Raw genomic sequence first — 12,592 nt, forward strand, 5'->3', positions numbered from 1 at the left:
GCTGCATCCGGAAGGGGCTGACGGAATCGCGCGCGAAACCGCGCGCGGGTGCCCCTCTGTCCTTTTGCCTGAGAGTTTGGAGGCGGCGTTCCGATGGAAGCCGGCCTCGTGCCCCTTCGGCGCCGGCGTGCGCCGATGCTTTGGCGGGCCGGTCTCTCCAGAGTGTTGTTGCGATGGTGGTATTCGGCCTGAGCGATTACGGGCGTTTGCGCCTTCGGCAGCGGGGCCGGGGCCCGCGCTTCTCCCACCGGGAATTGCCCCGGCATTATAGCCCGGCCGGTCCCCGGCCCGGCGCCGGATAGAATGGCCCCATGACCACCGAAACCACCGTAGCGCCGCCTGCGGCGCCCGAAGCCCGGGCCGTGCCCGCATCCACCGCCGCCGCCGCGACCGAAGCGGTCGCCGCCGAACCTGCCGCGCCGGCCCCCGCCACCTGGGTCGACTGGCTGCTGGACGCGCTGCGCCACGAGCCGGCGCATGCGCTGACCCTGTTCTACCTGGGCGCGTCGGCGCTGGGCCTGTGGGCCAGCTACTGGTTCTTCGCCAGCTTCGGCATCCCGGTGATGGACTACATGGACCCCAGCGACTACATCACCGTCGGCCTGCGCGATCCGGTCAACCTGCTGATCGTCGCGTTGGCGATGGCGCTGATGCTGTTGCTGAACTTCCACGAGTACGCACGGGAAAAAGGGCAGGCGTATTACGAACGGGTGCGCGGCCACTGGTGGGGACGCCTGCTGCTGGTGTTCCCGTACCGGGAAAAGCGCGGCGGTTTCCTGCAGCGCGTGATGGGTTGGTCGGGGTTTTCGTTCCCGACCGGAATCCTGCTGGGCATGATCTGGGCCACGCTGTGGCTGACGGTGGGTTACGTGCAGCACAAGGCCGAGGACATCCGCAACGGCGGCGGCCACGCGGTGCGCATCACCCTGGCGCATGCCCACGAAGCGCAGCCGGGCACGGCGCGCCTGCTGGGCACCATCGGCGACTTCGTGTTCCTGTACTGGCCCGAGCAGAAGCGCGCGGAAGCGATCGCGGTCGAAGCGGTCGGCCGCCTGCAATCGGTGCCGGCCACGCGCACGCAGGCCGCACAACCGGCAACGCGGCCGGCGGTGTCGCCAGCGGAACCGGCGGAACCAGCGGCGAAACCCGCGCTGGCGGCAGCCAAGGCGGCCGAGCCCGCCCTGGCGCATTAGCGGCGCGCCATCCGTGCATGCGTCTTCCCGTGGCCCCGCACCCGATCCGATGAGCCCGGCAAAACCCGCGTCCATGCGCAGGATGGCGCTGCTGCTGGGCGGACTGGCCATGTTCGGCCCGTTCTCCATCGATACGGTGTTCCCGGCGTTCCGGCAGATGGCCGCGCAACTGGGCACCGATGCGGTGGCCATGCAGCAGACCGTCAGCGTCTACCTGCTGACCTACGGGGCGATGAGCGTGGTCCACGGGCCGTTGTCCGACGCCTTGGGCCGGCGCCGGGTGATCCTGGCCGGGCTGGCGGTGTTCGTCGTCGCGTCGGCCGGCTGCGCGTTGTCGCCGAACCTGCCGACGCTGCTGGCGTTCCGCGCGCTGCAAGGTCTGTCGGCCGGGGTCGGCATGATCGTCGGCCGCGCGGCGATCCGCGACCTGTTCGCCGGCGACGATGCGCAGCGGTTGATGAGCCAGGTCTCGATGATCTTCGGCATCGCGCCGGCGGTGGCGCCGGTGATCGGCGGCTGGCTGCTGGGTTGGGGCCAGTGGCCGCTGATCTTCTGGTTCCTGGTCGCGTTCTCGACGCTGCTGTTGGCGGCGGTTGCGCTGTGGCTGCCGGAAACGCACCCCCAAGCCGCGCGGCAGCCGCTGGCGCCGGTACGGATGCTGCGCGACTACGTGGCGATCCTCGGCAACCGGCGTTTCCAGCGCCTGGCCCTGGCCGGTGCGCTGACGTTCGCCGGGATCTTCCTCTATATCGCCTCGGCGCCGGTGCTGGTGATGGACCTGCTGGGGCTGGACGAACGCGGCTTCGCCTGGCTGTTCGTGCCGACCATCGGCGGCATGACCCTGGGCGCGTTCGCGTCCGGGCGCGCGGCCGGGCACATCACCGGCGCCGCGCAATGCCGCGTCGGCTTCGCCTGCTGCGGCACGGCGGCGGCGCTGAACCTGGCTTATTGCGCACTGGCGGCGAAGCTGGCGCTGCCGTGGGCGGTGTTGCCGCTGCTGCTGGCCGGTTTCGGCATGGCCCTGGTGTTCCCGATCCTGGCGCTGGCGGTGCTGGACATGTATCCGCAGCATCGCGGCGCGGCTTCGTCGCTGCAGGCCTTCATCCAGCTCATCCTCAATGCGGTGGTCGCCGGCGCGGTGTCGCCGCTGCTGAGCCATCGCCCGCTGTGGCTGGCGCTGGGCATGGCCGGGTTCTTCCTGCTCGGCTGGGCCTGCTGGCACAGGGAAACGCGCGTGGCGGGCCGCAGCCTGCCCGATTGCCCGCGCGAGGCGGCGGCGCTGGAACCGACCGATTCGCTTTGAATCCCTTCACCTGAATTCGAGAAGCCCATGTCGATCAACTCCAAGGCCCGCCGCGACGCGAAGAAACGCAAGGCGCAGAAGGAACGCAACCAGCGCCTGGCCAATGCGCCCAAGACCGTAGGCCACGCCGAACTGCGCAACCAGGCCGGCGAACTGGTGGCCGGCATCGTCCGCCGCGGCGGGGCGTGGTTCCTGGGCATCGACGGACGCATCGCCGGCAGCAGCGACAGCGCGGCCGAGGTGTTCGCACTGCTGAAGCGCGCCGCGAAAACCTATGAGGCCAACGGCATGCCGGTGCGCATGATTTATTCCGACGAACTGCGCGACACCGCGGTCATCGAAGCCGCGGCGCAAGGGCTGACCCTGGAGCAGTTCGACGCGAAGCTGGAAGAAGAGATGCAGGCGAATGCCGCCGCATCCGCGAACGGGGTCGAATCGGGTCCCGACAGCGGCACGGAGCCACAAGCTTCTTCGTGAAGAACGGAGGCCTGCTTGCGCCGGCCTCCGTTTGCCATCGTCCTCGCGTGGCCTGCTCAGTGAAGCGAGCAATCGCGGAGCTGCGGATCGCCCATTGTTTCGCCGCCGGAAATGCAATCGACGGTGATGCTCTGGCCTTTGTTCAGTGCCGCGGCCGCGCGCACGTCGAGCCCATAGACATCGACATTGCCGATTCCGGGAATGTACGTGCCCTCGATCCAGGTGCCGTTCCCGGCGGAGAGGCGGACAACGGGGTCGTCGGTCATGTCGGAGTCGATACTTTCCACCGTGCCCGTCACCGACAGTGCCTGTCCCTTGTATTTCTGGTCGGCGGCGATTTCGTTCTGCTCGTAGGCTGCGTACAGGTCGTGTGCCGAAATCTGGATGGACTGCACGGCGGGTGGGGGCGGTGTGGTCGGGGGCGCCGTCGCAGCTGCCGGCCGGGGCGGCGCGGCCGGATCGGACGCCTGCGGCTTGTCGTCGGGTCTGAACGCGGCAAGCATGATCAGGCCGAACCAGGCGAACCCGATGATCCGGGCAAGTTTGCTGTGGCCGCCGCGCAGCAGGAACCAGACGAAAACGATGGGCAGCAGGAAGATGCTCAGCCCCAGCAAGAACCCGACTTTGCGGGGTGCCGTGGCGGCTGGCGCGGTTGCATTGGTGTTCATGGTCTATCCCCCGTGGTGAAAGTTGCAGGGATAGATTCGGTTTTGCCCGGCGCGGCGGCAACGCGAAAATTTCTCGGTGGGCGACGGAGCCGGTCAGCGGAACGACGGGGCACGCTCGTCGCGCAACAATGCGTGCACGCGCAGGCCCGGCGCTAGGTCCTGCAGGTGCAAGCGCCCGCCGAGGGCGAGCACGCGGTCGTGCATGCTGGACAGGCCATTGCCGGGGCGCAGGTGGCGGGCGCCGCCGATGCCGTCGTCGCGCACGTCGATGAACACGTACAGGTCGCCGTGGCGGCGGTTGATGCGCAGGCGAATGCTGCAGCGCGTGGCGCGGGCGTGGCGGACGACGTTGGGCACCGCCTCCCGCACCAGCCGGTAGGCGGCGATGCGCTGCGCGCCGCCGAGCAGCGCCAGCAGGCGCGCATCGCCTTCGATGCGGGTCTCGAACTCCAGCCCCGCGTCCTCGGCCAGGTGACGCACGCTGCCGCGCTCGATCGCCGCGTACAGGCCGATTTCGTCGAGCGCCGCGGGGCGCAGCGATTCGAGCACGCGGCCGATGTTCTGGCGCATCGTGCGCGCGATGTCGAACAGGCCGTCGGTCCCCGCCTGCCTGCCGGCCGCGACAAGCTCGGGTTCGGCCAGCTTGAGCCGGGTCTGCAGCGCGGTGAGGTTCTGGCCGAATTCGTCGTGCAGCTCGGCGGCCAGGCGGCGGCGTTCGCGTTCCTCGGCCTGCAGGGTGCGTTCGGCGGCGTTGCTGAGCTCGCGCGCGAGGCGGTTGCCGTGGTCCATGGCCGACTGCAGTTCCGCCGCCTGCGAGCGCAGGCTGTCCATGCTGGCGCCGAACAGCAGGCCCATCGCGCCGCTGATGGCGATGTACAGCTGCAGGCGGATCGGGTTCGAGGCGCGTATGCCGAAATGGTCCTCGATCGCCACCGCCATGCTGGCTGCCAGCACCGCCAGCGCGGCGCCGCGCCAGCCATGCTGCATGGCGAAGACCACGACCGCGGTCAGTAGCAGCAGGCGCAGCATTTCCGACAGCAGGCTGCCGGGCAGGCGCAGCGACAGGAGCAGGTAGGCCGCCATTGCCGGCAGCAGCCAGCGCAGGGCCGCGCGCAATATCCGCGCCGAGCCCGCGCGCCGCGCCGGCGACGCCAGCCACAGCGCGAACGGCGCCACCAGCATGATGCCGACGAAGCAGCCCATCAGGTTCTTCAGCGCGAACGTCGCCAGCAGTTCGAGCGAGTCTGGGCCGCCGATCGGCACCATGTCGACGACGAGGCCGCTGCGGACGTCGCCGACCATGCCCTCGCTGGCGACATAGGCCAGGTCCTTGGCCGCGACCGCCAGCGCCGCGATCAGCGCGCCGACGTGCAATTGCGCCATCCGTTCCGGCGTGGCCGGGCCGCGCGGCGACAGCCGCACCTGCCGCAGGTACAGCACGCCAGCCGCGATCAGGAACGGCTCGGCCGCGTTGCCCAGCACGAACGGTACCGGACCATGCCAGTAGCGCAGGAATTCGTAGCGCGCGCCGGCCGCGATGCCGACGAGCGCGCCGCCGACCAGCCGGGCCGCGATGGTCGCGGCGAACAGCCACGGCCAACGGCGCACGGGCAGGCACCACATCGCGGTGAACACCGCGCCATCGACGATCAGCCAGTGGAAGAACCCGGCCCGCCCCAGCGCGGCGTGCAGGGCGACAAAGCCCAGCGCGGCCAGCAGCCATTGCCACCAGCGCGCATCGTTCGCAGGCCAGGGCAGGATCTGGGTATCGGAATGGGGCGGCGATGGCATGCGCAGAGGTTAGCAACTGCGCGACCGCACGGGCCCCGACTTTTTCTCACCCGCGGCGGTGGCGGGCTGGCTATAGTGCGGGCATGCGCCGCATCCTGCTGATCGACGACCACGCCATCGTGCGCGAAGGCTTCAAGCGCCTGTTCGAGGGCGCGGAGGACTTCACCGTCGTCGCCGAGGCGACGAGTGCCGACGAAGCGCTGGCGGCGGCGCGCAACCTGCAGCCGGACATCGCCGTGGTCGACCTCAACCTTGGCGGCGGGGGCAGCGGACTGGCGTTGCTCCCGCAACTGGCGGTGGCCGCACCCGCGGCGAAACGGGTCGTGCTGAGCATGCACGACGACCCGGGCCTGGTATTGCGCGCGCTCGACAGCGGTGCGCACGGATACGTCACCAAGGCGGTCGCCCACGACGAACTGCCGGCCCTGTTGCGGCGACTGGACGAAGGCGGCGTCGTGCTCAGCAGCGACCTGTCCCGGCCCGCCGGCCAGGTGCGACAGGCGTCCAGCCTGACCGAGCGCGAACGGGAAACCCTGCGCGGCCTGCTGTCGGACCGTCCGCCCAAGGCCATCGCCGCGGATCTCGGCATCAGCGACAAGACCCTGTACCGGCATCGCGCCAACCTGATGGAGAAGCTGGGCGCGCGCAGCCAGGGCGATCTGGTGCGGATCGCGCGCGAGCGCGGCCTGCTGCTGGATGCCGGCTAACGGCGCGGCCGGTCCGTGGCGGCGAAAAATTCGCATTGTCGCGCGGCCCGCCGGACGCAATGCTGGCAAGGCCGTCGACCGGAAACGCAGGAGGAGCCATGGCGCAGTGCCAGACATGCCGCACCAGCGGCGCCAACATGAAACGCTGCAAGAAGTGCAACAGCTTCTGGTGCCAGAACTGCGCCACTGCCGGCAGGGGGCCCTATCCCAAACAGTCGGCCGGCAACAAGTGCCCCTATTGCGGAACGTTGAACCAGATCGAACCTTTCAGGTAGCCCGGCGCCGGCCAGGGCCGGTGGCCGGCCGGTAATGCCTGAATCCCGCGGCGGCGGTCGCGGTGCGGGAATGCGAAGGCCGGCTTGCGCCGGCCTTCGTGCATCGCGGGGTTGCGGACGTCTCAGCCCTGCCTGGCCGGCGCCGCCGATTCGGCCTTTGCCGCGGCCGGTTGCGCCTGCCAGCCGCAGGCCTGGCCCTGGTTCTGCTGCTTCAGCCATTCGTCCAGCGGCGCGAAGTATTCCAGCAGCGGCGCGGCGTCGAGCCTGTCGCTGCCGGTGAGTTCCTTCAGCGTGCCCTGCCATGGCTGGCTGGCGCCTTTTTCCAGCATCGCCCAGAACTTCTGGCCGGCGGCCTTGTTGCCGTAGAAGGTGCATTCGTACAGCGGGCCGGTGTAGCCGGCCGCGTCGCACAGGCCCTTGTAGAACTGGAACTGCAGCACGTGCGACAGGAAGTAGCGCAGGTACGGCGTGTTGCCCGGCACGTGGTACTTCGCACCCGGGTCGAAGAATTCCTCGCCGCGCGGCGTCGCCGGGGCCACGCCCTGGTACTTCGCCTTCAGTTCCCACCATGCCTGGTTGTAGTGGTCGGGCTTGATCGAGCCGTCGAACACGCCCCAGCGCCAGTGGTCGATCATCAGGCCGAACGGCAGGAACGCCACCTTCTGCAGCGCCATGCGCATCTGCGCGTTGACCAGCGCTTCCTTGCTCCGCTGCTGCTCGCCGACCAGGCCGACCGACTTCAGGTATTCCGGGGTCATCGCCAGCACGATGGTGTCGCCGATCGCCTCGTGGAAGCCGTCGTTGGCGCCGCCCTGGAAGATCGGCGGCAGCTTGTTGTAGGCCAGGTAGTAATAGACGTGGCCCAGCTCGTGGTAGATGGTGGTGAATTCCTCTTCGGTCGGCTCGATGCACATCTTGGTGCGCACGTCGCCGGCCATGTCGATGTCCCAGGCGCTGGCGTGGCAGACCACGTCGCGGTCCAGCGGCTTGATGAACTGGGTTTTCCGCCAGTAGCTGTCGGGCAGCCCGGGCATGCCCAGCGAGGTGTAGAAATCCTGCGCGCGCTCGGTCATGCGCTTGGCCACGTCGAGCTTGGCGGCGCGCTCGGCCAGGAAGGCCTGTTCGGCGGTCGGATCGGCGCCGGCCTTCTGCAACTCGCGCTCCAGGTCGGTCTGGTACTGCTTCTGCAGCGAGCCGGTGATGTCGAGGCTGCCGGCGTCCCTGTACGGTTCCATCAGGTCCCACAGGTTGCTCCAGTCCTGCTGCCACATGTTGCCGGTCAGGTGCGCCGGCAGCAGGCCGCCGTCGACCTCGCCGCGCGCGCCGTACTGCTTGACCAGCTGGGTGCGGGCGTAGCAATGCAACTGCTCGTACAGCGGCTTGACCTGGCCCCACAGGCGGTCGGTCTCGGCGGCGATCTGCGCCGGCGGCATGTCGTAGCCGCTGCGCCACATTTCGCCGGCGTCGGCGTAGCCCATCTCCTTCGCGCCTTCGTTGACCAGTTCGGCGAAGCGGACGTAGTCCTGTTTCATCGGGATCGAAATGGTGTGCCAGCCCTGCCAGGCATCGAGCTGCTTGCCGTAGTCGCGGTTGCTGGCCAGCACCTGCGAGAGTTCGCCGATCTGCCGGCACTTCTTTCCGTCGCCTTCGCCGGTGCAGTAGCTGCCGGAACCGTACATGCCGCCCATGCGCGAGGCGATCTGCGCCAGTTCGGCGAGCTTCTCCGGGTCCTTCGGCGCCGGCATCGCGGTCATCAGCTTCAGCAACTGGATCGCGCGCGCGGTCTCCGGCTTCATCTGCTGGCCTTCGAACCGCCTGGCCTGTTCTATCCAGCCGTTCAACTGCGCCAGGTAGCGCTCGTTGTACTTGGCTTCCAGCAGTTGGGTGTCGTCGTTGATGTAGGTCGCCGACAGCCATTGCGAGGCGGACAGCTCCGGGTACATCTCGCGCAGCTCGTCGTTGACCCGGGCGACGAACTGGTCGGCGTTCTCGTCTTTCGGCACGGACGGCGTGGCGGCGGATCCGGCGGGTTGTTCGGGCTTCTTGCAGGCGGCGAGCGCGGCCAGGCAGGCGCCCAGGGCGGCGACGGTCAACAGGCGATGGTGGTTCACGAACGGCTCTCGGACAGGTGGTCGGGGACCGGAAACCGCAGGCTAGTGGCCCGCAAGGGGCGGCGCAAGGGCCGGATCGGCGGCAAGTGCTTCGCGGATGCGCTGGCGCAGGCGTTGCGCACGACGCGCGATCTTGCGCCGCAACAGGACCGGGAAGTAGCGCGACAGCGGCAGGAATTCCTTGCCGCCGAGCACCGACTTGGCGTCGACGCAAAACAGGCGTGCGCCGTTTCCTTCCGGAATGACGACGAAGTTGCCGGCGTTGAGGTCGAACAGGGGGATGTGCCGTTGCAGCAGGAAGCGTTCGAACTCATCGACCGCGGCGCACAGCGCATCGGCGGAATGCTCCGGCGCCCCATCGAAAAGCTGCGCGTACAGGCTGCGCGCCGGTTGTCCGTTCGGCAGGCGCGCGCAGCGGCAGCGCAGGGCGCTCCCCCAATGCGTCTGGACGATGCCTTCGCATGCGGCGAAATGCGCTTCGATGCCATCGCCGTGGCGTTGCCGCAGGTGCCGCCATGCGCGCAGTTCCAGCCGGTTCTCGCCGAAATACGGCCAGTACCGGGCCAGGGCGCGGCGCACGCGCTGGCGCAGGCTGGGGCGACCGCGCGCCTCGGCCGGCAGTTCGAACTTCAGGCAATGCGCCGCGCTGTCCGGATCGAGCGCGCACAGCCGGGTGGCGCCGCGTGCGATGATCCGCAGCCCGCCCCGGCGTAGGTCCTCGTCGAAACGGTTCATCGCCACCAGTGTGCCGCAGCGGGGGCGGTTGTGGGAATTTTGTCGGAACGGCCTGCGGAGCGGCTGCGGGCGGGGCTACGTCCCCGATCTTCCGGGCCGAATCAGCTGGCCGGCAGGCCGTGCGCCCGCAACCACGCCTTGGCGTCGTCGGCGTCGCGCTCGAACCACGCCCGGGTGGAGCCGAGCCGGAACGAGTAACCCCACGCGTCCATGTCGGCCATCAGCCGTTCGCTGCCGACGCCGGGCAGGCGTCCGGCCAGTACCACCTGCAGGCAGCAGGTGGCGTCTTCCTCGATGTCCGAGTCGCTGGCGTCGGTGTGGACAAGGGCGCGCCGTTCCGGCGGCAGCACGATCAGGTGGCAGGCCTCGTGCAGCAGCGAGTGCACCGGCGTGTCGTCGCGCGCGTAGACGTCGCTGGCGATCACCCCGGCCTCGGGTTCGCCCCAGAAGCTGCCGGGGATCTTCTCGCCATCGCCGACCCGGTGCAGGCGCAGGCCGAAACCGGCGAGCAGCGCGGCCGCGTCGCCGAAGGCGATATCGCGCATGCGCAGCACCGGCGCGGCGTCGGTGTCGATGACGGTGGCGGGTTCGCTGAAGCGGTGCATGGGAGGGCAGGGAACGGAGCGGTCGCCGCGGCGGCGGTTCCGTGACGGGAAACAGGGCGGGGCGGGGCGCCCCGCGCTTATGCTGCGAATCGCGGGATCAGTTTTCCGGCAGCGCGACCGAAATGTCGAGCACGTCGTGGCTGCCGTCCTTGATCACGTCCACCCTGACCGCGTCGATGTCGACGTTGACGTACTTCTTTATCACTTCCAGCAGCTCGCGGCGCATCAGCGGCAGGTAGTCGGGGCCGCCGCGCGCCGAGCGCTCCTGCGCGATGATGATCTGCAGGCGGTTCTTCGCGGTCTCCGCGGTGTTCTTCTTGGCCTTGAGGAAATCGAACAGTCCCATGGATCAACCCCCGAACAGCTTGCTGAAGAATCCCTTCTTCTCCAGCGTGATGAAGCGCATCTCGCGCTGTTCGCCGAGCAGGCGCGCCACGGTGTCGTCGTAGGCCTGGCCGGCCTCCGATTCCAGGTCGAGGATCACCGGTTCGCCCTTGTTCGAGGCGTTGAGCACGTCGCCGGATTCGGGGATCACGCCGATCGCCTTCAGTCCCAGCACTTCCTCCACATCCTTGATGCTGAGCATCTCGCCGCCCTCGACCCGCGCCGGGTTGTAGCGGGTCAGCAGCAGGTTGGCCTTCAGCGTCTCGCCGCTCTCGGCCTTGCGGGTCTTGGAATCGAGCAGGCCGAGGATGCGGTCGGAGTCGCGCACGCTGGACACTTCCGGGTTGACCACGACGATCGCCTGGTCGGCGAAGTACATGGCCAGATAGGCGCCCTTCTCGATGCCGGCGGGCGAATCGCAGACGATGAAGTCGAAGCCGTCGTCGGCCAGTTCCTTGAGCACCTTCTCCACGCCTTCCTTGGTCAGCGCGTCCTTGTCGCGGGTCTGCGACGCGGCCAGCACGTACAGCGTGTCGAAGCGCTTGTCCTTGATCAGCGCCTGCTTCAGCGTGGCCTCGCCCTGGGTGACGTTGACGAAGTCGTAAACCACGCGGCGCTCGCAGCCCATGATCAGGTCGAGGTTGCGCAGACCGACGTCGAAGTCGATGACCGCGACCTTCTTGCCGCGCCTGGCCAGGCCGCAGGCGATGCTGGCGCTGGTGGTGGTCTTGCCGACGCCGCCCTTGCCGGACGTGACTACGATGATCTCAGCCAATGTCGTTCTCCTTGGTAGTTATTGTTGAGGAGCGAGCGGAGGGAAGTGAGCGGAAAGCGGCTTTACTCACTCCTCACTCCTCTCCGCCCGCTCCTCGCTCCATCATTCCTGCAACGCGATCTTGAGTTGGTCCTTTTCCAGCCACACCTGCACCGGCTTGCCGCGCAGTTCCTTCGGGATTTCGTCCAGCACCTTGTAGTTGCCGGCGATGGCGACCAGCTCGGCGCGGAAATCGCGGCAGAAGATGCGGGCGTCGGTGTCGCCCTGCGCACCGGCGAGGGCGCGTCCGCGCAGGGGGCCGTAGACGTGGATCGAACCGTCGGCGATGACCTCGGCGCCGGCGCCGACCGCGGCCAGCACGGTCAGGTCGCGGTTCTCGGCGTAGAGCTGCTGGCCGGAGCGGACCGGGTTCTTGTGGACGAGGCCGGGCTTGCCGGCTGCGGCAGGCGCAACCGGCTTCGGCGCGGGCGAGGGCTCCGGCGCCGCGGCGCGGGCCGGGGCGGGCGCCGGTTCGGCGTCGACGCGCTCGTACTGGGCGCGGAACTTGGCCAGCAGCGGCAGGCCAAGGCGCTCGGCCAGCTGCTCGATTTCCTTGGTGCCGTAGGCCAGCGCGACCGGGATCACCCCGGCGTCGCGCAGGCCGTCGAGCAGGGCCTGCGCGGTGTCGAAGTCGGGCGTCTTCGACAGGCCGCCGAAATCGACGATGACCGCGGCGCGGCCGAACAGCTTCGGCGCGCGCTCGACGCGCTCGCGCATCTCGCGCGCCAGCTGTCCGACGTCGAGGTGGCGGATGCGCAGGTTGGCGATGCCGACCTGGCCGATCTTGAGCTCGCCGGCCTGTTCGTAGCCGCCGGTGGCCGCGGAAGTCGCGCTCATGTGCCGGTCGGCCGTTCGCTGACCGGCAGCGCGCGCCCGCGCGCCCACGGCTGGTCGGGCAGGGCGTCGCCGTAGGTCTCGCGCACCCATTCGTAGCTGCACAGTTCCTTCAGCAGCATGCTGGCGCGCACGCCGGCCTCCGGCATCACGTGCTGGCCGACCTCGCGGAAACCGAAGCTGCCATGGAACAGCAGCGCCGGGTCGGCGCCATGGTCGAGGAACACCTCGCAGGCCAGCAGGGGATAGCGCAGTTCGGCGTAGCTCTGCACGTCGGCGTAGAACGCGCGGCCGACGCCGCCGCCGCGGCGGCGGCTGGCGACGACGATGCGGTCGATGTAGAAGAACTTCGGGTAGCGCTCGCGGAACCAGGCGAAATTGCTGCTGTCGTGGTCCGAATCGGAGCCGAAACCGAGCAGGAAACCGGCCAGGTTGCCGTCGCGCTCGGCCACGCGGAAGTATTCGGCGGTCTCGTAGAAACGTCGTACCCGGGCGGTGTCCAGAGGCAGGATCGCCAGACCGGCGTTGTTGTTCAGGGCCAGGACGGAATCCAGCTCGTGCTCGCGCACGTCGCGGATGACGATCGACATTCACTTCTCCAGATGGTGCGGGCCGCGGGGCCGGGCGGGATTATCGCATGGCCCCCGGCGCGCGGCGATGATGGATTCTTAACTCGCGGATGGCGGTACGTGGCC

13 protein-coding genes and 1 riboswitch are annotated in these 12,592 nt (G+C 69.0%); of the genes, 4 read left to right on the top strand and 9 right to left on the bottom strand.

Going from position 1 to position 12,592, the window contains the following annotated elements; all coding sequences use genetic code 11:
* Positions 1 to 46: 46 nt before the first annotated feature.
* Positions 47 to 171: riboswitch (glycine riboswitch) on the bottom strand.
* A 140-nt stretch (positions 172 to 311) separates the two neighbouring features.
* Genes CSC71_RS07610 through CSC71_RS07620 form a run of 3 tightly spaced genes read left to right on the top strand, consistent with a single transcriptional unit; the run spans position 312 to position 2,973 of the window.
* Positions 312 to 1,193, top strand: coding sequence for a hypothetical protein (locus tag CSC71_RS07610; RefSeq protein ID WP_162373764.1), 882 nt, complete (start codon positions 312 to 314; stop codon positions 1,191 to 1,193).
* A gap of 49 nt (positions 1,194 to 1,242) precedes the next feature.
* On the top strand, positions 1,243 to 2,496 hold the full coding sequence (locus CSC71_RS07615) for a multidrug effflux MFS transporter (RefSeq protein ID WP_162373765.1): 1,254 nt from the start codon (positions 1,243 to 1,245) through the stop codon (positions 2,494 to 2,496).
* Positions 2,497 to 2,523: 27 nt separating this feature from the next.
* Entirely contained in the window at positions 2,524 to 2,973 is a 450-nt protein-coding gene (locus tag CSC71_RS07620; protein WP_246192066.1) for a hypothetical protein, read from the top strand.
* 56 nt (positions 2,974 to 3,029) lie between these two features.
* On the opposite strand, the gene CSC71_RS07625 is transcribed toward CSC71_RS07620, so the two are convergent.
* Both CSC71_RS07625 and CSC71_RS07630 read right to left on the bottom strand, forming a co-directional pair.
* The gene (locus CSC71_RS07625; protein ID WP_162373766.1) at positions 3,030 to 3,641 is read right to left on the bottom strand and encodes an OB-fold protein; all 612 of its coding nucleotides are present in this window, start codon (positions 3,639 to 3,641) and stop codon (positions 3,030 to 3,032) included.
* A gap of 93 nt (positions 3,642 to 3,734) precedes the next feature.
* Positions 3,735 to 5,432: a histidine kinase gene (locus CSC71_RS07630; protein ID WP_162373767.1), complete on the bottom strand. Its 1,698-nt coding sequence runs from the start codon at positions 5,430 to 5,432 to the stop codon at positions 3,735 to 3,737.
* A gap of 83 nt (positions 5,433 to 5,515) precedes the next feature.
* Here CSC71_RS07630 and CSC71_RS07635 point away from each other — a divergent pair, with 83 nt between their 5' ends.
* Positions 5,516 to 6,139, top strand: coding sequence for a response regulator transcription factor (locus tag CSC71_RS07635; protein WP_162373768.1), 624 nt, complete (start codon positions 5,516 to 5,518; stop codon positions 6,137 to 6,139).
* A gap of 397 nt (positions 6,140 to 6,536) precedes the next feature.
* Here the strand turns inward: CSC71_RS07635 and CSC71_RS07640 are convergent, their stop codons facing one another.
* The 7 genes from CSC71_RS07640 to CSC71_RS07670 all read right to left on the bottom strand — a co-directional run bounded on the left by CSC71_RS07640 (position 6,537) and on the right by CSC71_RS07670 (position 12,487).
* A complete protein-coding gene (locus CSC71_RS07640) occupies positions 6,537 to 8,525 on the bottom strand; it encodes a M2 family metallopeptidase (RefSeq protein ID WP_162373769.1) in 1,989 nt (662 codons plus the stop codon).
* A 42-nt stretch (positions 8,526 to 8,567) separates the two neighbouring features.
* Positions 8,568 to 9,260 carry a YrbL family protein gene (locus CSC71_RS07645; protein ID WP_162373770.1) on the bottom strand — a complete coding sequence of 231 codons (693 nt, stop codon included), beginning with the start codon at positions 9,258 to 9,260 and terminating at the stop codon, positions 8,568 to 8,570.
* 101 nt (positions 9,261 to 9,361) lie between these two features.
* Complete coding sequence (locus tag CSC71_RS07650) at positions 9,362 to 9,805, bottom strand: hypothetical protein (RefSeq protein WP_162373814.1); 444 nt, start codon at positions 9,803 to 9,805, stop codon at positions 9,362 to 9,364.
* 157 nt (positions 9,806 to 9,962) lie between these two features.
* A complete protein-coding gene (gene minE / locus CSC71_RS07655; RefSeq protein WP_162373771.1) occupies positions 9,963 to 10,211 on the bottom strand; it encodes a cell division topological specificity factor MinE in 249 nt (82 codons plus the stop codon).
* A gap of 3 nt (positions 10,212 to 10,214) precedes the next feature.
* A complete protein-coding gene (minD, locus tag CSC71_RS07660) occupies positions 10,215 to 11,024 on the bottom strand; it encodes a septum site-determining protein MinD (RefSeq protein ID WP_162373772.1) in 810 nt (269 codons plus the stop codon).
* A 102-nt stretch (positions 11,025 to 11,126) separates the two neighbouring features.
* On the bottom strand, positions 11,127 to 11,900 hold the full coding sequence (minC, locus tag CSC71_RS07665; RefSeq protein ID WP_162373773.1) for a septum site-determining protein MinC: 774 nt from the start codon (positions 11,898 to 11,900) through the stop codon (positions 11,127 to 11,129).
* The gene (locus CSC71_RS07670; protein ID WP_162373774.1) at positions 11,897 to 12,487 is read right to left on the bottom strand and encodes a GNAT family N-acetyltransferase; all 591 of its coding nucleotides are present in this window, start codon (positions 12,485 to 12,487) and stop codon (positions 11,897 to 11,899) included. The genes minC and CSC71_RS07670 overlap by 4 nt, the downstream gene beginning before the upstream one ends.
* Positions 12,488 to 12,592: the final 105 nt, after the last annotated feature.

It is taken from the genome of Pseudoxanthomonas sangjuensis, assembly GCF_010211755.1.
Classification (GTDB): Bacteria; Pseudomonadota; Gammaproteobacteria; order Xanthomonadales; family Xanthomonadaceae; genus Pseudoxanthomonas_A; species Pseudoxanthomonas_A sangjuensis.